The organism is Vibrio sp. TRT 17S01 (assembly GCF_050113695.1).
GTDB lineage: Bacteria > Pseudomonadota > Gammaproteobacteria > Enterobacterales > Vibrionaceae > Vibrio.
Genome location: NZ_JBNJOG010000005.1, coordinates 50771 through 71551 on the forward strand (window position 1 = coordinate 50771; position 20781 = coordinate 71551).

Annotated in this window: 19 protein-coding genes and 1 pseudogene; 10 read left to right on the forward strand and 10 right to left on the reverse strand. The window is 42.3% G+C overall.

Annotated features, from left to right (window positions below):
• Nucleotides 1–255: a Rho-binding antiterminator gene (locus tag ACQEXS_RS09695; protein WP_427010634.1), complete on the forward strand. Its 255-nt coding sequence runs from the start codon at nt 1–3 to the stop codon at nt 253–255.
• Nucleotides 256–362: 107 nt separating this feature from the next.
• On the forward strand, nt 363–1136 hold the full coding sequence (locus tag ACQEXS_RS09700) for a substrate-binding periplasmic protein (protein ID WP_427013677.1): 774 nt from the start codon (nt 363–365) through the stop codon (nt 1134–1136).
• Nucleotides 1137–1200: 64 nt separating this feature from the next.
• Here the strand turns inward: ACQEXS_RS09700 and ACQEXS_RS09705 are convergent, their stop codons facing one another.
• Entirely contained in the window at nt 1201–1770 is a 570-nt protein-coding gene (locus tag ACQEXS_RS09705) for a hypothetical protein (protein WP_427013678.1), read from the reverse strand.
• Nucleotides 1771–1964: 194 nt separating this feature from the next.
• On the opposite strand from ACQEXS_RS09705, the gene ACQEXS_RS09710 reads away from it, so the two are divergent.
• On the forward strand, nt 1965–3479 hold the full coding sequence (locus tag ACQEXS_RS09710) for a DUF3612 domain-containing protein (protein ID WP_367990163.1): 1515 nt from the start codon (nt 1965–1967) through the stop codon (nt 3477–3479).
• Between the two features lie 331 nt (nt 3480–3810).
• Here the strand turns inward: ACQEXS_RS09710 and ACQEXS_RS09715 are convergent.
• Together ACQEXS_RS09715 and ACQEXS_RS09720 are read right to left on the reverse strand one after the other, a co-directional pair.
• Nucleotides 3811–4241, reverse strand: a pseudogene (locus ACQEXS_RS09715) (DUF962 domain-containing protein).
• Nucleotides 4242–4339: 98 nt separating this feature from the next.
• The gene (locus ACQEXS_RS09720; RefSeq protein WP_427013679.1) at nt 4340–5710 is read right to left on the reverse strand and encodes a diguanylate cyclase; all 1371 of its coding nucleotides are present in this window, start codon (nt 5708–5710) and stop codon (nt 4340–4342) included.
• Between the two features lie 162 nt (nt 5711–5872).
• On the opposite strand from ACQEXS_RS09720, the gene ACQEXS_RS09725 reads away from it, so the two are divergent.
• Nucleotides 5873–6484 (forward strand): alpha-ketoglutarate-dependent dioxygenase AlkB family protein, encoded by a 612-nt coding sequence (locus ACQEXS_RS09725; RefSeq protein ID WP_427013680.1) that lies wholly within the window; start codon nt 5873–5875, stop codon nt 6482–6484.
• Nucleotides 6485–6612: 128 nt separating this feature from the next.
• Nucleotides 6613–7695, forward strand: a complete 1083-nt coding sequence (locus ACQEXS_RS09730) for a DUF3541 domain-containing protein (protein WP_427013681.1) — start codon at nt 6613–6615, stop codon at nt 7693–7695.
• 18 nt (nt 7696–7713) lie between these two features.
• Here ACQEXS_RS09730 and ACQEXS_RS09735 read toward each other — a convergent pair whose 3' ends face one another.
• A complete protein-coding gene (locus ACQEXS_RS09735; RefSeq protein WP_427013682.1) occupies nt 7714–8634 on the reverse strand; it encodes a DMT family transporter in 921 nt (306 codons plus the stop codon).
• Between the two features lie 92 nt (nt 8635–8726).
• Here ACQEXS_RS09735 and ACQEXS_RS09740 point away from each other — a divergent pair, with 92 nt between their 5' ends.
• Both ACQEXS_RS09740 and ACQEXS_RS09745 read left to right on the forward strand, forming a co-directional pair.
• Nucleotides 8727–9632 (forward strand): LysR substrate-binding domain-containing protein, encoded by a 906-nt coding sequence (locus ACQEXS_RS09740; protein ID WP_427013843.1) that lies wholly within the window; start codon nt 8727–8729, stop codon nt 9630–9632.
• Nucleotides 9633–10194: 562 nt separating this feature from the next.
• Nucleotides 10195–11352 (forward strand): GGDEF domain-containing protein, encoded by a 1158-nt coding sequence (locus ACQEXS_RS09745; RefSeq protein WP_427013683.1) that lies wholly within the window; start codon nt 10195–10197, stop codon nt 11350–11352.
• On the opposite strand, the gene ACQEXS_RS09750 is transcribed toward ACQEXS_RS09745, so the two are convergent.
• A complete protein-coding gene (locus ACQEXS_RS09750; protein WP_367990169.1) occupies nt 11349–11627 on the reverse strand; it encodes a hypothetical protein in 279 nt (92 codons plus the stop codon). The genes ACQEXS_RS09745 and ACQEXS_RS09750 overlap by 4 nt on opposite strands.
• Nucleotides 11628–11808: 181 nt before the next feature.
• Here ACQEXS_RS09750 and ACQEXS_RS09755 point away from each other — a divergent pair, with 181 nt between their 5' ends.
• Entirely contained in the window at nt 11809–12657 is an 849-nt protein-coding gene (locus ACQEXS_RS09755; protein WP_367990170.1) for a pirin family protein, read from the forward strand.
• A gap of 91 nt (nt 12658–12748) precedes the next feature.
• Here the strand turns inward: ACQEXS_RS09755 and ACQEXS_RS09760 are convergent, their stop codons facing one another.
• Nucleotides 12749–13030 carry a pyrimidine/purine nucleoside phosphorylase gene (locus tag ACQEXS_RS09760; protein ID WP_367990171.1) on the reverse strand — a complete coding sequence of 94 codons (282 nt, stop codon included), beginning with the start codon at nt 13028–13030 and terminating at the stop codon, nt 12749–12751.
• A gap of 444 nt (nt 13031–13474) precedes the next feature.
• Between ACQEXS_RS09760 and ACQEXS_RS09765 the strand changes: the two genes are divergently transcribed.
• Nucleotides 13475–13915, forward strand: a complete 441-nt coding sequence (locus tag ACQEXS_RS09765; protein WP_367990172.1) for a DUF2850 domain-containing protein — start codon at nt 13475–13477, stop codon at nt 13913–13915.
• A gap of 16 nt (nt 13916–13931) precedes the next feature.
• Here ACQEXS_RS09765 and ACQEXS_RS09770 read toward each other — a convergent pair whose 3' ends face one another.
• Nucleotides 13932–15299: a TrkH family potassium uptake protein gene (locus ACQEXS_RS09770; protein WP_427013684.1), complete on the reverse strand. Its 1368-nt coding sequence runs from the start codon at nt 15297–15299 to the stop codon at nt 13932–13934.
• Nucleotides 15296–15958: a potassium channel family protein gene (locus ACQEXS_RS09775; protein ID WP_367990174.1), complete on the reverse strand. Its 663-nt coding sequence runs from the start codon at nt 15956–15958 to the stop codon at nt 15296–15298. Before ACQEXS_RS09775 ends, ACQEXS_RS09770 begins: the two co-directional genes overlap by 4 nt.
• Nucleotides 15959–16156: 198 nt before the next feature.
• Here ACQEXS_RS09775 and ACQEXS_RS09780 point away from each other — a divergent pair, with 198 nt between their 5' ends.
• The gene (locus tag ACQEXS_RS09780; RefSeq protein ID WP_427013685.1) at nt 16157–17254 is read left to right on the forward strand and encodes a mechanosensitive ion channel family protein; all 1098 of its coding nucleotides are present in this window, start codon (nt 16157–16159) and stop codon (nt 17252–17254) included.
• Nucleotides 17255–17298: 44 nt separating this feature from the next.
• Here ACQEXS_RS09780 and ACQEXS_RS09785 read toward each other — a convergent pair whose 3' ends face one another.
• Both ACQEXS_RS09785 and ACQEXS_RS09790 read right to left on the reverse strand, forming a co-directional pair.
• Complete coding sequence (locus ACQEXS_RS09785; RefSeq protein ID WP_427013686.1) at nt 17299–18870, reverse strand: phosphodiester glycosidase family protein; 1572 nt, start codon at nt 18868–18870, stop codon at nt 17299–17301.
• A 309-nt stretch (nt 18871–19179) separates the two neighbouring features.
• Complete coding sequence (locus tag ACQEXS_RS09790; RefSeq protein WP_427013687.1) at nt 19180–20424, reverse strand: MDR family MFS transporter; 1245 nt, start codon at nt 20422–20424, stop codon at nt 19180–19182.
• Nucleotides 20425–20781: the final 357 nt, after the last annotated feature.

Sequence of the window (20781 nt, forward strand, 5' to 3'; positions counted from 1 at the left end):
ATGATTTCATGCCAGCAATATGACTATATCGAAGTTGCCTGCCTGTATCAGATCCCGGTCAAACTCACTTTGCTCTCAGGTAAAATTATTGAAGGCAAAGCAATGGATACGCGATATAACGAAAACAAAAAAGAGTCGATAGTCATCCTTGGTCCATTAGGGGAAATCGTGGTTCCAACAGAGGAACTACTCACCATGCAAGCTCTCATCGCAAATCCACATTTTGACACCATCCAGTTCACACAGACAGCGTGATACTTGGGGTGTGAAGAGTGTCATAAAGCCAAACTAAAATGGGGAGATAGCGCACGCCATGCTCCCTCTCAACTATACTCAAACTAAACCTTAGTTTGAGTGCGTGTATGAACCCAATGTTACTTTCTAGCACTGCCATCATCAGTGTGCTTTCCTTCATGTCCTCCGCGTATGCTCATGAGCGTGATGACGGCACTATCCATCTATGTGGTGATGCCGTCGATTGGCCTCCCTACACTTATACCGATAAAGGCCAAGTTTTGGGTGTTGATGTTGATATCTTGAGGAACATCTTTGATAAACACGATATCCGTTACGACGTATCAATGACGTCTTGGACCCGCTGCTTAAGAGGCGTCGAACAAGGCATGTATGATATCGCCCTAAGTGCAACATTCGCCAAAGAACGAGAGCAAAAATACCTCTACACCGATTGGTACTACGACATTACCCCTGTTTATGTGTTTTCTCGCATGAACCATCCAAAAGGGATTGAATTAAAATCCCCCTCAGATCTGAACAATTACGTGGTATGCGGGATCTTTGGTTATAATTATCGCGACTTCAACCTTGATGACATTCAGCAGTATGCAAACTCCATTTATCAAGGCTTAAATGCCGTTCGCCAGAAACAATGTGATGTCTTTATTAGTTGGAAAGAGATTCATCAAGGGTTCCAAAAGATTTGGAATATCAGCATTATTGGCGATGAGTTTGAGGAACGTAACGTCCCCAACATGGATAAACATCGCTTTTACATGATGATCTCGCAAACCAGAGCAGATAAAGAGCAACTCCGAGAGCTCATCAACAAAGAGATTGCCCGCTTAAAACGCAGCGGAGAGATAGAAAATATTATTAGCCGACATACCTCTCCTTAGTTTTCTTTTAGCGCTAAGAAAAAAGCCTCTGAATCATATTCAGAGGCTTTTGCATAACGGAGCTTTACAGGGTATAGCAGCAATCTAAGGTGTAATCTTCACCATTTTTAGCGGTATATTCTTTATGCTCGCTGCACGCTTTAGGTTTCCCTTTTTCATCCCCTTTTACCAAGCTAATCCAGTGGCGCATTGCAGCAACACCTGATGTGGCTTGTGGAAACATGGTGCATGTTTCTAGATGGATGTCATCAATTTCAATTAATTCAATGCACCCTGTACCTTTATGCTTACCAAACATCACTTCAACGTGACTACCCGAACCATCTCGGAAAAGAATAGACTCTGGGTCTTCCTTTTCTCCGGTAAAGGCAACAAAGTGTTTTGGATGCTTAAGGCCGCTGTGGCTTCCATCTTTGAAGTATGCCATCACATGGCGATAATCAATTACGTAGGCCGTAACATCATTGTGTGAGCCATTTTCAAGAGGGAATAGGCGATCAAGTAATTGTTTCGCTTTCTCCTGCTTTTCCATTTGCTTGTTGGCGCTGATGGTCTCGACGGCAAAGACTGCTTCAGCGATAAACGTCGTGTCTTGTTGTTGGATTTGTTGGTTATCGAATGTCAGCATATTCATAGTCTTTCCCTCTTTTACGTCACCAACCTTTGTTATGAATTAGGCTGGTACGACTCACTAAAAATCCTATTTAGAGCAAAGTTCTCAATCTTGCTTTCAGTTGTCTGCAAATTTGTGACTTTGCTTACTTTGTAGACTAGCGAATTTTTTACTACAATTTCACAACAAAAATTTTACAATGTGAATTTTACAAAATGTCGCTGTCGAAAAGTCTGATCCGCCAGTCCCACTTTTTAGGGACAAAAATTAGAAACCTGAGAAAACGCAACCATTTAACGATGGAAGATCTCTCAGCTCGCTGTGTTCGTGTTAGCCCCGAATACGCGCCTTCCGTTTCTTATCTATCCATGATTGAGCGTGGAAAGCGTGTTCCCAGTATCGATATGTTGGAAGTCATCGCCGAAGTATTTCAGAAAGATCCAGCATGGTTTCTCGATGATGAACCTGAACAAAATGCCATCACTCCGGATAAAGGCAATCGTGGTGGCATCAGCGGCATGGCACTAGAGCCTAGCTTTCTTTTCTCAAATGACATATTGCAAATTGCCATTCCAGAAATGCTGTCACAAACCGGGATCACTGGACGACAATTTGCGCACCTGCTGATTCGTGCTCACCAAGAGAGCCATCAGAATCATTTTCCTGATCTAGAGCGCGCAGCAGAAGAAGTTGGCCTAAAGCGCCTCAATCTGTCGGTTGAAGATTTGATGGACATCGCTCGTAGCATTGGCCTGACCATTCGCTGGGTTTCGAGAGCACCACAGGACGTAGTGGATGAACTTGGCGTCAGTGCAAAACAAGTTGTCACCTCTTTTTTTGAGCCGCCAGGCAGCATTTATCTCAATGAAGTACTCAAAGAGTACCCTACCCGGCTGAAATATGATTTGGCGGTCTACATTGGGCACTGCGTATTGCATAGCAAGGAAGGTCTGAAAAGCGTTCTTTCTGTTGGTCACAGTAACGAGTGGAACAATGGCATGACGCCACCCAGTAGTTCTGAGCTCAATTCTCAAGATATTTTACAAGCTTGGCGAGACTTTGAGTCGAGTTTTTTTGCCGGGGCGTTATTATGCCCCAAAGTCCCTTTTCGACAGTTGTTGGATCGCAATGGGTACGAAATCGATGTTCACAAAAAAGCGGGGGTATCCCCTTCAGTTGCAATGCGACGTATGACGGTGGTATCACCTTACCCACATTGGCACTATTTTGATGCTTACGGGCAAAACAAACTTAAAGCCGTTTATCGAGGTAATGGTATTCCACTTCCTTGGGGCAACATGAGACAAGTCAATGACCCTTGCCAACATTGGGCTGTTTTTCGTCGATTGTCGGAGCCTAGAGAAGGAAGTTCTGCTCAAATTTCTATCTTACATGTTGGCGATGAACCAAGGATCTATTGTTGCGAGTCCGTCAATATGACCGATCCTGCGGGGAATAATCGCGTGTTATGTGCTGGTATTGACCTTAACCCCGCTATCGACGCGCAAGGTGGCAACTCAAGAGAAATCGCAGAAGATCTGAAAGCTATGTGTGTGCAAAACGGGGGCACATCAGCCATTCCACACCATATTCAGAAAGAATTCACGACTATTGCTCGCATTCTTAACATCAACTGGATAGAAAGAGGGTTGCAATCAGAAGCAAGAGTTATCTGCTCAAGGGGAGCGGTATGCCCGAGAAAGCCAAGTTGCTATCAACCATGTAGCTAGTTAGGACAATAAGCCTACTTCCACATTTACCAGTGACAAAAAGAAAAAAAGCCAATCACAATACGCGTGATTGGCTATATATAAGTGTGAACAAAATATAAGGTTCACTAACAACGTCAGTTGGCTAGGTGACCCTCGGCTTAATAAGGGTCATTAATACTAAAGCACGATGCGTGCCAACTTTTGAATCACCAAAAAATCACGTATTTGCTCAAATAAGCACCAGATTTAACAAAACACAATGCATAGCAAAAATGCATTTTGCAATCTTGACGCAAAATGCAAATTATCACATTCCTATAATGCAATTATACTTTTCTACTAATGCAAGTCAGTGTTTACGAAACACCCATATAGGGCCAATCAGCAGGAATTGGATATCAGTAAAGAAGGTTTCTTACCTTCAACCTTATGACCAATAAATTGAAACAACCAAAGGATGACAAAACCACAAACAGATACGAGGAAAATAGGGACATGAAGCAGCTCTAAACACCAAATAAGTGTAATGCATGCAAAGGTAAACCCGAGCATCATGAGAAACACGCTGAGCGATAGACGAAAGTAAAAAATCAAAACAGGAACTATTGCAGGCCACACCCAGTTAAACTCGATGCCAGCAATGCTCAAGGTAGGAATCGACCAAATCAAGCCGACAATCGACAAGAAGATACCCGGAACAGCAATGTGATGGATTTTCTGATTGATTGGATTTTGATGGCTTTCTCCATACGCTGAAAGCCAATCTGATAATTGACGCATGGCTCACCCCACTTCTTTGTTTTCTTTAAGTATATACCCTCACAAAGAAAGTAGGTGGGCAGGCTTTCCACGCCTGCCATTCATTATGAAACTGCACTTTATAAGAAGTAGGCGCTTTGTCGGCGTTTCTCTTCATACATACGCGTATCCGCTAACTTCATCATTTGGTGAATATCGTCAAACTCTGGTTTATACAACGCATAGCCGACACTCACACTGAGGTTAATCAGGTGCTGTTCGTAAATTACTGGGGTATGACAGATTGCCTTCTGTAGCTCGATATTAATCATGTCTACATCTTCTGGTTTGGAGATTCGAGGCAATAGAACCAAGAATTCATCTCCTCCCATACGCGCTACTACATCGGTCGCACGTAATGTTGATCGTATCCTTTCTGCACAAGCGATCAGCACCTTGTCCCCTGCCGCATGTCCATAGTTATCGTTAATCGATTTGAACTTATCGATATCTATATTGAGGATCGCAAATACATCCCCTTTTTTGTTTCTGGCTACAGTATCGAAATGATGTTTTAGGGTGTATATGAAATAACGGCGATTGGGAAGCCGAGTTAATTCATCGTGCAATGAGCGCTCATAAGCCAATGTGTACAAATGATAGATGGTGCCAAATGCCAGCAGTAACATCAGGATCACTGGGTACCCTAATACTCTGGCTATATGAACCCGATACCATGGCACTTGCTCAATCAGGTTGTCTTTTGCTGCTGCCGCAATTACCCAGCTACCATACGGAAAATGGACTTCTTCCACTGCAAATGCATTATCAAAGGTCGTTTGCTCACCATAAAACAGTTCGCCATCTTTCCCTGCGCTATCTACTCCTCGTATTGCCAAATGGTACTTGTACGCAAAAGCCGGAATGCCGACATCAAGGTATAAGGTATCCAAATTAAGCACAATGCTACACACCCCCCAATACCTTAGGTTTAAAGGTGGATCGACAAAAATAGGTACACGTGCGATTAACGCATTCCCACCTTGCACTAGACTCACTGGCCCTGAAATGAATATTTCTTCTATCTCTTTGGCTTTCTTTATCGAACGCCATTGAGTCGGCACACTTCGATAATCTAACCCGATAACTTCTTCATTTCCTTTGATCGGATAGACATACTCAACCACATCATTGGGGGCGAGCCCAATCACCTGAATATGACTGCTTTTTCTTTTGATGCTCGATGCAAGCGATATCCAGTTAACAAACTGAATATCCGGATTAGCAGAAACGAGTGCCGATAGACTATTCGCAATGTAGATATCTGACACAATCGCGGCTTCTAATTCAGATCGAATAATGGATAGCTCTTCTTTCGCTCGTGTCAGCAACCCGTCTCGGACAAACGACGCTTGACTACGATTCAGGAACTCAATCATAACAATGGACAGCATAACAATCGCTACAAACAGCAATATTACCGTTTTATGTCCACCATGAGTTTCTTTCATTCTTCCCCCAGTAAAAATCTGGCAACATATTAAATTAATATCTTTTTGTTATTATCTGACTTGTAAAACAATCTGTTTACCAAGCCAATATTTATATCAATTATAATAATACAGACGTTACCTTCACGCCTATTGATTCATTTATAAATATGAGAGGTTAAAATGGATCTTTTCTCTACATCATCAGCAAATCAACACTCTTGGTTAACACTGCCTGATAGTCAATTACTTTGGTTACCCAACTTCCTTTCTCAACAAGAGTCTGATCAGCTCTTTTCCTGCCTTAAGCAATGCGTCCCGTGGAAACAAGAAACCATACGTCTATTCGGCCGCTCCGTTTTACAACCGAGATTGCAAGCTTGGTATGGTTCACACCCCTACACGTACTCGGGGTTGACCGTTAATCCACTTCCTTGGATAGAGCCATTACATGACATTAAACAGCGCTGTGAAGAGATTGCTGGTTGTCCATTCAACTCGGTGCTTGCAAATATGTATCGAGATGGCCAAGACTCTATGGGTTCCCACCAAGATAACGAACCTGAATTGGGCAAAAATCCCGTTATCGCCTCAGTAAGTTTGGGGGAAACCCGCCGATTTACACTTTGCCACCAGCTATCTGGAGAAAAACACACGATGGAGTTAGAACATGGCAGCTTACTGATTATGGCAGGCGCTACCCAGCATTTTTGGAAACACAGCGTACCCAAAACACGCCGCCCTTGCAGCGAACGAATTAATCTGACTTATCGTTACGTATACGACCAAAAATAATCTCTCGGAATGAGCATAAGATCACTTGTAAAAGGGCTTTAACGTGAATCTGACGCTACGATTACATTGATACGTTCAATAGCTGATACGTTCGAATACTCTGTTGTTATTTACGTTTGGTACACTATATGCGCAACTCTTTGATAGCATTATGCCTTTCTTTAACATGTTCTTTCAGCGCTTTAGCCTCGGTTGAAGACGTACCAAAGCTTTCTTATCCTGATTCTGCAGCTGTCATTCGACAGACATACGAACCTCAACTCTATACGCTTTCAGCCTTTAAAGAAGGGCATTATGGCCTGCGCATGTTCAGGCAAACACTGGACACCAAATATCGTGCTGCAGTTTGGAGTGATCTGGCCCGTGTAAGTAGTCGGTTAAATCAATTTGCGGCCGAAGTTTATACACCAGAGCAGATCTATTTGTATTCAGAAAAACGTCTCAGTGGTTATATTGGTGACAAAGATGAACGCAGTGTCCGACGCTACACCGTGACCAAACACACACCTGAATATCTCTATTTGGGTGTTGGGTTGTTGGGCTCAATGGCAAGAGCGAATGAATATGGACTCCAGCATGTTGAAGATAAAAAACTGCGCCGCATTATTCGTCGTTACGATTTCAAAAAATACGCCACCGATCAGGAAATGATCCGCGCTTGGGCAGCTCAACTTGCCAATCAAGTTTACTGGCTACGTCAACTCGGAGAACAGGACGTGGTCAATGACTTCATCAGCGCATTCAAAACAACCTATCCGGACATTGATGACAAAGGACTTTCCAAACAGCAGTATGGCAACAAGCTTTATGGCATGACACATATTATTTTTGCTGATTCACAGTACTATCAGCGTCAAATTAGTGAAGCAACACACCAATGGATTTACGACTACTTCCGCCAGAATATCGATACCATTTTACTCAGAGCAAAAGAGGATGTGATCGCTGAAGTTGGTATTTCCTTCCTGCTTGCTGGCTTAGAAAACGATCCTGTAGTCGAAAAGACACGCGCCAAGATCCAATCTTCTATCGACCTGCAACACGGTATGATCCCATCCGTCACTGGAGATTTTGATCTCGAGTATGGAGAACATCGTAACGTATTAGCCATCATGTTATTGGATTGGAAAGGTGTTAACCAAGCCCCCAATATTCAGAACCACCCACGCATGTTCTCTGGGTTGCCCTATGGTTTAGTTGCCAAAAAATAATGTCTTACAAAGAGCAGCCTAGGCTGCTCTTTGTTTTATAGTCATGCTTCTATTACTACGCCATCTCGGCATCACGGATTGGCTGATCAAAGCAAATACCATAAGAGAAATACCGAAAATTTGATGCAAGCTGAATGCTTCGTCAAAGAATAATACTTGCCAAATTGCAGCAAACAGCAAGTTGGTAAATATAAGCGGTGCGAGTTGAGAATTCGACGCCACCATTTTATAGGCTTTTGCTCGACATACCTGTGTATTAATGATCATCACAGACATCGTAACAAGCGCAGCACCGGATAAAAGCGCCTGTTCATTAACCCAATCGACACTCTCCCCACTACCACTCACCCAAACCCACAAGATCATCGGTAGCAACAAAGCCGCAGCTAATAGAAACGTCCAGAAATTGATTTCTGTTGCTCCTAATGAGCTTTTACTCATTCGATACAGACTGAGCTGTGAAGCCGCATTAAACAAGCCTGCAGCCAAGCCAATCAATAATTCGAGCCTAAGATGGAAAGATGAAAGATCCCCTGTCATCAATACGACGCCTAAAAAGGTAATGCATAGACTCACAACGGCAGACAGTTTTAACGGAACAGCAAAGAAAACACGTTCAAGCAAAGGAATAAATAAAGGACCGGTACTAAATAGCACCACGCTTTCAACCAAACTTAAGTGTTCAAGAGAAAACAGGAATGCAAGCTGACAAATCGCAATCGATCCAGCACGTATCAGCAAAGCACTTCGAACTCCTGATGCTGGAAAGCGAAAACGTTGAGTAAAGAACAGTGGCAATAACAGCAGTGCAGGAATGAGAAAGCGTAACTCGCTTAATAAGTAAATATTCATTTCATGTGTAAGGTATTTTGACAATAAACCAGTCACGGAAAGGCTCAGTGTAGAACCAAGCATAAATAAAATTGGGGACATAGACATAAATAAAGCACCTCCTTAGCTAATATTCTAAAGACATGCAAATTCATTTAAAAACGAGTAATATTTACACAATCAGTAAGAAAAACTTACATATTATGAAACTACCCCCCTTAAAAGCGCTGTACTCATTTATTGCTGTCGTGGAAACTGGAAGCATGACCCAAGCCGCGGAGCAACTGAATGTTAGTCATTCTGCTGTCAGTCAAGCGATCAAGTCATTAGAGAGCCAGATTGGTCAGCCGCTGTTCAAGCGAATTGGACGTCATGTCGTCCTCAATACAGCAGGTCGTCAGTACTACAAACAAGTTGCACCCGCGATTGAACAAATCGTCAACGCAACTCACCAGCTAATAGCAAACCAAAGTTCTCACCGCCTCACTTTAAATATGATTAACTCACTCACCATGCATTGGTGGATTCCCCGAGTTCATCAATTCAATGAGTACGCACCACAGTTAGATCTGCGCATATCGACCCTTGCAGGTACATTTGTCATGGAAGCGGAAGGAGTCGATGCTGCCATTATTCACGGAACGAGTGAGGAATGGCCAGATTACTACTGTGAACTGCTCTCTGAAGACGAGCTCATCATGGTATGTAGCCCAGAGTTATATGCGATAACCTCCGATCCTACTGAGCTATTGCGTCGCTTTCCTGCGATTACCACAGACAACGATAGGAGAAAGTTTGATTGGCAAGTCTGGTGTTACGCCTTTGATGTCGCTTTACCTCGCATTGCTCGTAATTTATCTTTCACCTCTTCTATTCAAGCCGTTCAGGCTGCAATTCGAAAGCAAGGGATATTTGTTACACACCGTCAGTTTGTCAAAGATGATGTAAAACAAGGGTTATTGAAAGAAGTCGGTACACCCGTTCAGAATCCACATCAGCAGTTTTACTTTGTGTGTCCACCCAACAAACTTAAGAATGAGCATATTCTCACTGTAAGAAATTGGTTAAAAAGTGAATTCGGCTCTCAGGAATCCATCAAAACTTAACCAACTTAGATTGCCGTATTACTAGGGTCTGTTGATCTTTCGCGGTTAAATTTTGTTCGAATTCTATGCCTTTTAATCGCGACGCAAGGTGTGACGCCTAGTCATTCTAAGCAAATACCTTGCAACAAAGAGTAAAAGGCATAGAAACGAACCCTTTGGGCAGCATTTGTGGCGTATTTCTACTGCGTTATCGCTCATTGATGTAGAACGCTACACCGAATAAGCTCTGCCTTGTATAAAGAACCCACAAATGGCTGCAAAAATCATCTCAAAAGATCAACAGACCCTAGATTGTTTTCTCATAAAAATTAAATTTTTATACCACAACCTGAATGAAGTACGGAAAACAAAATGTAGCACTTTATAATTACGCAAACCATTGCAGCATTAATAACAAGGGATTAGTCACTTTCTTGGATAAATGAACAAAGCAACAATAAGAAACAAAATTCATATAAATAGTTGAAGGCGCTCACATAATAAATTTGAATAGCCGCTTCAGCTTCTAATTTTTCTCCTATTCTTAACTTGCGGAGTTATAGACAATAGGAAAAAGCGAGGCATGACACACTTTGCCGGCAGGCATCTTGAAGAAATGGCAGATATTCGAGCTACACGAAAATGTAAAATCGTGTTGTTATGCTCTATCGTATCCATGCTAATCATGCTTGGCTATAGCACTGTCCATATTCTCGGAGGAAACTACCCCTTCGCTCTACTCAACGTCTTATGTGCACTCATCCTTTCTTTCAACCTGTGGCACTTATACCACCTAAAAGAAGTCAATTACTCCGATCATATCCTTACTGCGGTTTTGCTCTTTCAAGGGATCATCTTGTTGCTCTATGGCGAATTTCTTCCAGATCGTCTACTTTGGCTCTTTCCAATCATCGCTACTATCGTGCTTATTAACGATTTTAAGCTCGGCTTGGTCTTTAGTGTTTCATTTTGTTTGCTGACTTTATTTGCGATCCTATTTACAGATGCCGTCTACCTAGGAGTCAATGTAGCAAGTGATCGCTTCTTGCTCAGTCTTTTTGCTTTGTGCCTGCTCTGCAATGTTTCTTCCTATTACTACACCAAGGTTATGAATTACATCCAATCACTCTATAAAGAAGGTATTGAAGACCTTGCCTACTTAGATCAACTCACAGGCCTTGCTAATCGATGGAGCTTCGAAAACTGGGCACTGGAGAAGCTTTCTGAGCTCGGAAACTCAAGAAACCTCACTGCATTGGTATTTTTAGATATTGATGATTTTAAAACGATTAATGATACCTATGGTCATGATGTGGGAGATCGAGTACTTCAACACTTTTCTAACCGACTAAAAAACAATATTCGCTCAAAGGATAGGAAAACCAATAAGCACGACTATTCTATCGCCCGCTTCGCCGGAGATGAGTTTGTTCTGTTGTTATATGATGTGAAAAGTAGGAAAGATCTCGATGGCATATTGCACCGCATATGCCATTTATTTGAAAACAGTTATCAAGGCTCTGAACGCATCAATCATTTAACCGTCAGTGTCGGTGTCGCGTTATACCCTGAAGATGCAGACTCATTACCTGAGCTTACTCGATGTGCTGACAAAGCGATGTATGCCGCAAAGCACAGTGGAAAGAACCAGTTTAGATACTATCAAGGGGTGACATCTGCCCCCCTTGATCATTTTCATCGTAACGTTGATAAAAAAGTAACACCGATTAAGAAAGCCTAACCATTCATGTACATTAGCCACAAACTAAATGCCATTACGACAATCAGCCATGCAGCATAACGAGCTGTGTTGGGTTTATCTTTTTTGGGTACCACAACAGGTCTCATTGCAGCAGATTTAGCCGCTGAAATAATATTAGGTCTTTCTTCCAACTCTTCTCGACGTTTTTGCGCCTTGTTTGCAATCTTCCCGAAACGATGTCGTTGTTCAGTAGTGAAATCTTGACTGGGATCGTAACGAGCGTGTTGGTCTGTATGTTTGGGTACAACAGCCATAGCGTCCTCCTCTCGAAGCGGTTCCGTCATAAATTAAGTATAGTCAAAGCTCTGACGAGTAAAATTTGATTAATTCTCAGTCCTTTTTCGAAATAATCGAACAACTTGAACAAAGCATAACTGTCTTGTTTGCGCTGCCTTCTCACTACACTACTTGTAAACAAAAAGTAGGAGCAACGCTATGACAACACAAAGAAAAATAAAACAAATCATCGCATCTCACCCCACATCAGACGGTGATGGTGTTCAGATTCGTCGTGTTGCTGGCTTCAATAATGCAAGTTTCTCGCCATTCTTAATGATCGATGAGCTGAAGTCAGATAACAGTGCTGATTACATCGGTGGGTTCCCACCTCATCCACATCGAGGCATTGAAACCCTAACTTATATGTTAAACGGCCACTTTCAACACAAAGACCATATGGGGAATGTGGGCGAATTACGCTCTGGTGGCGCACAATGGATGGCAGCTGGAAAAGGAGTTATTCATAGTGAAATGCCCATAATGGATAAGGGCTCGCTCCATGGTTTTCAAATCTGGATTAACCAACCCGCAGAGTTGAAAATGTCACCCGCTCGCTATCATGACTTTCAGTCAGAAACTATCATGGAATACCAGCAAGATGGTATGGGTTTACTTAGAGTAATAGCAGGTCAGTTTGATCTCAAGAGCACCACCGTCCGCGGACCGTTGGACCAAACGGGTGTGCCTCTCAACGTTGCTGACTGGCGAGCATCTCGTCATTCTGATTTGCAATTTGCGACAAGTAGTTTTCAAAATGCCATGTTATATGTTTATCAAGGCTCTGTAATTGTTGAGGATATTAAACTTTCCGAAGGCGAATTGGGGCTATTAAGCTTAGGTGATGAGGTCTCGATTCAAACAGAAAATGAAGCAGGCGTTTTGGTTTTCACTGGTGATCCTATCGATGAACCAGTTGTCCATTATGGCCCTTTTGTTATGAACAGCATTGAAGAAATCGAACAAGCAATCAAGGATTATAACAGCGGGAGTTTTGCTCAATATTAACCGCAGATAGAAAGCGTTACGCTAATACCATTGCCATGACGTAATGCTTAAATAGTTCGCCACGCACCTTATAATGCGTGGCGCTTTTTATTTACAAGTATTCACACAAGTATGCTGTCGCAATACTGACTTGCAGATCGAAAGATGAATCACCTTTTACTTCAAAGGCTTCTCCTGATTTAAAAGAACTCCACTCAGTCTCGCCGTCACGCTTAATAACGAGTTCACCTTTAACGACAGTCATGCGTTCTGGCGCGGCGGTACCAAAGGTATATTCACCAGGTAACATGACACCTACGCTGACGCTTGAACCTTGTTGGTCAAATCCTAAAGACTTAACACCACCATCAAAGTAACTGTTTTCGTTTATCATTTTGTCTTCCTTGGGCTGATTTTCTTTATAAAATTGAAAATTACTTTTAACCAAAAAAAGGCGTCTCAACAAGTACTATTTATTAGTGAACTTGCAAGTAGCTTAGGTAAAAACGCTTTCTTTAGATTCTGTATTCAGAAGTTTTCACCACACCATCCCATAAAATAATAATTAGCAACTGCCCATGCGTTAATATGTACAATTTAATCAGGTAACGCCCCAGCCAATCACTGAGTGAACTATAATTAGCAATTGATTTAGGTCATAGAATCACAGCATTTAAGCTACAACTTTTGGGTGAAGTTCAAAAATCCATATTGAGGGATTGCGTTGTAGAGGAAACTCTTACAATCTCTGGATTCACTCAACACTTATGCCTTGGAGCTGTATAAATTGACCTCAAAGAAACGATCGCGAAAACCTAACTCTGCATATCGGTCAATTATGAGAAGTCCTTCGCTTTTTAAAACTCTGTTTGCGGTTGTCTTTGGCGTCCTAGCCATTGCCTTCTCGCTATTGCTGTACTTTAGCTATCAAGACTATGTTCATCCAAAACATGTCTACGGAAAGTGGATTGAAGTGGGTGCACCTGGCTACAACGTTGAAGTATTAGTGCTGAGTGAACAAGGAGTACTACGCAATAATCGCCTTGTTGCAACACAGTTCGAGTTTGACGGAAAGAAAGTCTATGTGGAGACTGGTCAAGGAACATCCATTTACCAGATAGCAGGTACCATGAATTCCCCTCAACTTCGGCGATTGGTTCCAAACAGCCCTACTCAGCGTTTTATTAAAGAGGGGTATGAAAATACCGTGGACATGGAAGGAGGCGGTGCCGCAAAGCACCGGCGCGCCGCACTATCTGAACACTTCGGAAACAAATAGTGTGGCGCGAACTAGTTTACCCTGTTAGAACGTTATCTTCTGGGTATTTGATCAATGTTGGTTCCGGGCGGGCCAACATATAAGCCAATGTTAGTGGTCCTATACGACCAATGATCATCACCACGATCATGATGTACTTACCTGCTTCAGAAAGCTCTGCCGTCAGGCCTGCCGTTAACCCCACTGTCGCAAATGCCGAGATCGTTTCAAACATGACCTTGTCGAAACTCGCTTGCTCGGTCAGCATCAACAAAAACATCGCCGTGGTTAACATCGCACCACTCACCACAATGATCGCCAAAGCTTTGGTAACGGTCGGCCAGTTAACGGTACGTTTAAACATCACTACATGTCGTTTTTGGCGTAAGAATGTCCAAGTAGCCACAAAAGCAACAGCAAATGTCGACACTTTTATACCGCCACCCGTTGAAGTAGAACCGGCACCAATCAGCATTAAAATGATCATGATAAGCAGCGCTGGCTGAGAGAAGTGTGTCAGGTCGACACTGTTGAAGCCAGCAGTCCTCGCACTTGCAGATTGGAAGAAAGCAGCAAGCCATTGACCAGACACATCTAAAGGCCCCATTGTCGACATATTATTTCGCTCTAAACACCAAAAGAGAATGGTCCCCACCAATAACAGTGCGGGTGTCGCCAACAACATGATTTTGGTGTGAAGATGCAAAAAGTGGAAGCCTTTGCGCCAGTTCATTGCGACATCACCAATCACGGTGAAACCTAGCCCACCAAAGATGAACAACCCTGCCAATGTAAATATGACTAATGGATCATCCACAAAGCTCATCATGCTATCGGAGAACAATGCAAAACCGGCATTGTTAAAGGCTGAAATCGCATGGAAAAGGGCATAAAAAAGTCCCGTGCCCAACCCGAATTCAGGCACCCAACGAAATGCTAAAATTGTAAAGCCAAGCCCTTCTGCAACCAGCGCAAAAATAATGATCTTCTTAACGAGCTTTCTTAAATTTACCTTACGATCTTGTCCTAATGCGTCTTTTGCTAATGCTTGCTGTTTTAGGCTAAGGCGCACCCCAAACATATACAACAAAACCGCAGACAACGTCATTTGCCCCAAACCGCCAATTTGCATCAGACACATCAGCAAGATCTTTCCTGCAAGCGTAAAATGCTCACCAGTATCAACCACACCCAACCCAGTCACACTAATGGCAGACGTTGCGGTAAAAAGCGCATCCGTAATTGAAAGCCCAGTTACCGAAAATACGGGTAATGTGAGTAAGATGGCCGCAGGGAGCAATACAGCTAAAAAGCTGATAAGAATGATTCTAGGTTCAGAGCCTTTCTGTTGTTTCTTTTCTGGCTCTAACGAATAGAACAACCCTTGTCGCTGAAATGAGTTCATAGGTTTTTCAATTTTTTGGCTAACGTTACTTGAGGACCCACAATAATGATCACATCACCAATTTCCAATTCGGTGGATAATTCTGGTGCTTTGACAATTTCCGGCCCACGTTTAAAGCCCAATACTTGTACACCACTTTCCTGACATAAAGCCAAGTCACCTAATGTTTTACCCATAAGTCGCGAACCAACCACCACTTCTGTCATCGCAAGACCTGATCCCAGTTCTTGGAACTCAAGCACGCGCTTATCTAACATTTTACGAGCCACCCGAATGCCCATATCCCGTTCAGGCATAATGATGTGGTCTGCACCAATTTTCTGCAGGATCTTGCCATGAAACTTGTCATTCGCTTTAACCCAAACCGATTTAGCACCCGCTTCTTTTACAACGAGCGTGGTCAGGATACTGGCATTCACATCAGCACCAATAGAAACCATCACCATGTCGTAGTCATCCAGCTTTAGCTCCGCAGCCGTCTCCTCACTGGTACAGTTTGCAACCAAAGCTTGTGTCACAAAGCCTGCCGCTTCACGAACACGATCTTCGTTAATGTCGATAGCGAGTACTTGCGCTCCAGACTCTTGTAGCTCTTTACATACTGACAGGCCAAATCGTCCAAGGCCTATCACTGCGAATTGCTTACTACCTGGTTTCATGGTGTTACCTTTATTGTTCTGATGAAGCGCGAAAGTGTGCGCTCATAAAATGCACTTATCAAATTGATGCGTTACATTCTGACAAGAATCTAACGAAACAAAGCTCAATTAAATTCTCTGATCTTAATTCCCTGATTCTTAATGGCGAAGATTCGCTTTATAATTTGTCGAACATTCTCAATTACAAGATATGACTTTATGAATGAATGGATTAGCCAGCTACCGAGTAACGTAAACGCTTTTATTGATAGCTGGGACAACAATGTACTGTTCATCACCGCAGCAAGCTTTTTAGCTTGGGTGTGTTGGCGCATTATTTATAACCGCCTAGAAGTGTTGGTCTCAAAAACCAATTTTCATTGGGATGACCTAACGCTGCTGGCTCTAAAAACACCTATCAGTACACTCATCTGGTGTTGGCCTGGAACCATTTCCCTTGGTTTTGTTTTACAAGAACACATGGGCACACGTCTTAACTGGCTAAGTACACTCAAGTTACTGTTGGTCATTGCAATATTTGTGTGGGTCATCATGCGACTTATCAACAATATTGAGGAGTACGTGCTTACCACTCAAAGTCGGGATGAGACAACGGTCCAAGCCGTTGCCAAAGTTGCACGACTATTTTTTATTGTAATTGGCGCACTCACCGTGATGCAGGCCTTTGGCCTTAGCCTGTCGGGCTTACTCACATTTGGTGGTGTCGGTGGTTTAATTGTCGGTTTGGCAGCCAAAGATCTACTATCCAACTTCTTTGGTGGCATGATGATTTACTTCGATCGTCCATTCAAAGTTGGAGACTGGATTCGTTCTCCTGATCGTCAAATTGAGGGAACCGTTGAGCGTATCGGTTGGAGAATGACCATTATCCGAACCTTCGACAAGCGACCTTTGTATGTGCCGAACTCCGTCTTTAGCAATATCGTAGTCGAAAACCCGTCCCGAATGCTGAACCGCCGTATTAAAGAAAATATCGGGATACGTTATGACGACGGAGCTAAAGTTGCACTGATCGTATCCGAAATAAAAACTATGTTGGAAAATCACCCTGATATCGATACCAAGCAAACGCTGATCGTCAACTTCAACGCCTTTGGCCCTTCATCGTTGGATTTACTGATCTACACATTTACAAAAACGGTAAATTGGATTCGTTACCATGAAGTAAAACAAGATGTTCTGCTGCAAATCATGACCATCATCCACCAGCATGATGCAGACATTGCTTACCCAACGCAAACGCTAAAACTTGACCCACAGCATGCGGGTGAACCCATCGAACTGATCACACGATAGAGATAAAAAAGCCCGCTATTCAGCGGGCTTACTGCAACTCACTATTACTTAGTAAATATAAGTGCGTCTGATACTTTTCTTTCTGTAGCGTCTGATGAGTTACCTGTATTTTTTCCATCCACAATCATCATTGATGAGCCACCTCCATCTAAGTTCAGAGCGTTGTCAACGGAGAGCGCTTTCATTAGGTTTTCCATATCACTAATACTTGCCCCTTCCGTCACCGTAGGCTGACGTCCATATACAACAGCGGCATAAACGATGTTCGAGTCAGTCATACCAATCGCGGTTCTTGGGTGGCGACGAAGTATCCAACCGTTATAGAAACCTTCTCGGTTATCGCTTGCGGCTACTCCAAGCCCATCATCATCTTGTGCTCCTTCACCAGAGCCGATCTCAGGATATGGATTCCAACCATCATTTCTTGCGGTTTTGTCAATGTTACCTTGTTTTACAAGGACCGGGCCGGCATTGATAATTGTCATGCCTTCTTTTAATGCAATGTCCTTATTATCAACCCTAACTAGGCTTTCTACTACCACGCTGTCTCCAACATTAACTGAGTCGAGTAAACCTCCAGTGGCCTGCAAATGGATGTAATCCGGTTTGATATTCGCACCTAGACGATCAGCAATACTGACAACTTTGCCTTCAGGGTTAACAATAAGTTCCTTTCCTTCTCCTGATGGAGAGCTCTCGCCAAAAAAAGAATTGAATGCTGTGATTTCATCTTTATCAGTACAAACGTAGTCATGCATAGTTTCATTTGATGGTGTATCACCATAACCACCACAATTGAGTAAAATACCTGGTTGGCGGTTTATGCCGTCGATCTGAGTTTTTTCTCCATTAATCAACAAGAATGAAGTGCTGGTAATGGATGACCCAATCTGCAATTTTGTTGTTTCTCCGGAGTTATCAATGAGCAAACCCGCTTTCCCATTCGAAGCATCTCTTAATAACATTCCGTTTTGTACATAAATACCAGCAGGCGCCCCATAATCTCCAACTTTATCGTTAAACACAAAAAAGCCGGCGTTAATTGCAGCTAAAGCATCATTACGAGCAGCCATACTCGTAACTGACTCCGCATCATATATTTTATCTTTAGCTAAAATACTTTTGATCTTTCCTTGGTATTTATTTAGATCAATGCGCAATAAACTGATAGTAAATGGACCACTAGTTTCATAACCATCTTGTGCGGAGTAACGGACAGAAAAATTTAGCCCACTTTTCTGTAGTTCTTTAGCCAATAACTTGGTTTCTTCTTTATTTCCTATATTTCTAATTCGTATAATACTCTCTAAAGTTCTATTATTTGGTGTAAGCTCTGGAGCCTTTTCTAATAAAAATTTTATTGAGTGTTTATTTAGAAATTCAGTATATTTGTCAACATCCTTTGAATTAAGGACACCAGAGGATAATAGATACGCTTCCCCAACGCTTTTCCCTCTAGTCACTTGGTAAAAATCTATTCCTTCTCCCACAACCCTATGCTGAACTGTTTGTTGTAATCCTTTTTTCCCTACCATCAAATCAGGTACAGTCCAATCGTTTGCATAAGTAGAAAAAGCTGTCGAAATTAAGCAAGCAGTAAATATGTATTTGTTCATAACAAAATTCCATTTATATGTGATATTGCAAAATTATTTTAATAAATAGAATATATTCAAACGATAATATTGATCACAATAAATATACTTGAGGTATAACTTAATAAAACCTTTCAAAGATCATAAAAAATAAGCATAAATATTAAGAGTATTTCTGTATCTATTTGATTTATTGAAAATACCAATTTAGCAAACGAAAGCTATCAGAGAGTTGCAACTTATTTTATCTTTCGAATTTAATAATGCGTCAGTTCACATCTTGTCTTCTTAACTGAATAAATGAGTCAGCCCTCAAAGTGAGGGCTGATTCTAAGCTTGTGTTACAGGCTCTCGTTCGACACTATCTTCCGTGTGCTCTGCTCGCCAGTATAACCACATCATCAGCAAACAAAGCGTAAAGCAGCCGCCAAACAACCATGCTGAACTTAACGATTCAATGACCATACCACCAATCAATGGGGCTACCGCAAAACCAAGTGAGTAGAGTGCAGCAGCGCCAAAGTAAGAACCGCGCAGGTGTGCTGGCGCCATTCTGTCTATTTGAACATTTAACGTAGGAAACGCAATCACTTCCCCTAGACTCAGAATAAAGCAGGCGATACCCCAACCAATAGGCCAGTCGGCAGGAGTCATAATAAAACCAACCTGTGCCAATGCCATCAATGCCATTCCTATTCGGGTTCGAGTAAAGAGAGGAACCTTCTCCAACCACTTAAGCATAGGAAACTGAAATACGATAATGGTTAACGTATTGACCAGCACTAAACCTGCAATGATCTGTGCTGCTTGTTCTCCGCTCGCGCGAACAATCACTTGTGGAATGGATGATTCAACTTGCGCGTACACAAACATCATCAGAAAGTTGGCGATCATAAGCAGCACAAAGATATTATCTTTGCTGATTATTCTAAGAGTGGCTCGAAAATTAGGTAACAGCGAACGATCCACTTTCTTAGCTTTGCCGCTTCGCTCTATCCCGACAAGCAGCCATACGCCATAAACTAAATAAGTCACTCCAGCAAAGTAGAAGAGTTTTTGTGGCTCAGACAAAGCGAGCGTCACGCCAATAAGAGGGCCAATTGCACCACCTAAATTTAGCAAGAAGTAACGAATATTTAATGCAAGCTCTCGATCTTTAAGATCCTCTAAATTATCACCAATAACAGCCTTCGCTGGCGCTTCAATCATGGGACGCATTAAGCCAGTGATAATGATTAATACATAGAACTGCCACACTTGGTCTGCCATCGCAATGCCACTGTATGCCAGAGCAGCAATCCAACTCCCCGACACCATGACCCACTTACGACCAAATTTATCTGACAAATAGCCCGAGTATAGGCCAGTAATTGCTCCGACTAATGCTGATGCTGCCAGCATGCCCCCGACTTCCGTCGCGGTGGCACCATAATCTTGATATAGGAAGACGATAAGAAATGGCCATGCCATAAAATAACTTGTGCGGGCAAGGAGCACACCACTTAAAACAGTCCAGACAGAAAAATTAAACCGCTGAACTCGCTGCCATTGAAACAAACTCTCCTGTTGTGTCATATCTCGCCCTCCACTGACTATTCGACTTGGTTTGAATTCACGAACGTGATACCAGTCATATTTTGAACAACTTCTAACCAGTATATGAACTTGTTATGAAAAAGATAGCATTTATTTCATTTTGATAATGCAGCATAGAATATTATCAACAAGTTGAATTAACCCTTTATTATATAAGTAGTTTTAACTTCCATCTCACTTAGATAAGTATAATAAAACGCAGTGTTTTTTATTATATTCCCATTATTTTTAGACCATTCCACTACTGCATCAATTTAAGAACGTACAACATCATACTATCGTTCAATTGAGTCATTAATGACCCAACTAAATATCATAGCAAGCGAACCAACTATC

What these genes read in the sequence shown, in the direction of transcription:
- ACQEXS_RS09750 (WP_367990169.1), bottom strand. Translation starts at nt 11,627, where the DNA reads ATGGCTGTTGTACCCAAACATACAGACCAACACGCTCGTTACGATCCC.
- ACQEXS_RS09730 (WP_427013681.1), top strand. Translation starts at nt 6,613, where the DNA reads ATGCGCAACTCTTTGATAGCATTATGCCTTTCTTTAACATGTTCTTTC.
- ACQEXS_RS09720 (WP_427013679.1), bottom strand. Translation starts at nt 5,710, where the DNA reads ATGAAAGAAACTCATGGTGGACATAAAACGGTAATATTGCTGTTTGTA.
- ACQEXS_RS09755 (WP_367990170.1), top strand. Translation starts at nt 11,809, where the DNA reads ATGACAACACAAAGAAAAATAAAACAAATCATCGCATCTCACCCCACA.
- ACQEXS_RS09710 (WP_367990163.1), top strand. Translation starts at nt 1,965, where the DNA reads ATGTCGCTGTCGAAAAGTCTGATCCGCCAGTCCCACTTTTTAGGGACA.
- ACQEXS_RS09765 (WP_367990172.1), top strand. Translation starts at nt 13,475, where the DNA reads ATGAGAAGTCCTTCGCTTTTTAAAACTCTGTTTGCGGTTGTCTTTGGC.
- ACQEXS_RS09760 (WP_367990171.1), bottom strand. Translation starts at nt 13,030, where the DNA reads ATGATAAACGAAAACAGTTACTTTGATGGTGGTGTTAAGTCTTTAGGA.
- ACQEXS_RS09780 (WP_427013685.1), top strand. Translation starts at nt 16,157, where the DNA reads ATGAATGAATGGATTAGCCAGCTACCGAGTAACGTAAACGCTTTTATT.
- ACQEXS_RS09770 (WP_427013684.1), bottom strand. Translation starts at nt 15,299, where the DNA reads ATGAACTCATTTCAGCGACAAGGGTTGTTCTATTCGTTAGAGCCAGAA.
- ACQEXS_RS09700 (WP_427013677.1), top strand. Translation starts at nt 363, where the DNA reads ATGAACCCAATGTTACTTTCTAGCACTGCCATCATCAGTGTGCTTTCC.
- ACQEXS_RS09695 (WP_427010634.1), top strand. Translation starts at nt 1, where the DNA reads ATGATTTCATGCCAGCAATATGACTATATCGAAGTTGCCTGCCTGTAT.
- ACQEXS_RS09735 (WP_427013682.1), bottom strand. Translation starts at nt 8,634, where the DNA reads ATGTCTATGTCCCCAATTTTATTTATGCTTGGTTCTACACTGAGCCTT.
- ACQEXS_RS09725 (WP_427013680.1), top strand. Translation starts at nt 5,873, where the DNA reads ATGGATCTTTTCTCTACATCATCAGCAAATCAACACTCTTGGTTAACA.
- ACQEXS_RS09745 (WP_427013683.1), top strand. Translation starts at nt 10,195, where the DNA reads ATGACACACTTTGCCGGCAGGCATCTTGAAGAAATGGCAGATATTCGA.
- ACQEXS_RS09790 (WP_427013687.1), bottom strand. Translation starts at nt 20,424, where the DNA reads ATGACACAACAGGAGAGTTTGTTTCAATGGCAGCGAGTTCAGCGGTTT.
- ACQEXS_RS09705 (WP_427013678.1), bottom strand. Translation starts at nt 1,770, where the DNA reads ATGAATATGCTGACATTCGATAACCAACAAATCCAACAACAAGACACG.
- ACQEXS_RS09785 (WP_427013686.1), bottom strand. Translation starts at nt 18,870, where the DNA reads ATGAACAAATACATATTTACTGCTTGCTTAATTTCGACAGCTTTTTCT.
- ACQEXS_RS09775 (WP_367990174.1), bottom strand. Translation starts at nt 15,958, where the DNA reads ATGAAACCAGGTAGTAAGCAATTCGCAGTGATAGGCCTTGGACGATTT.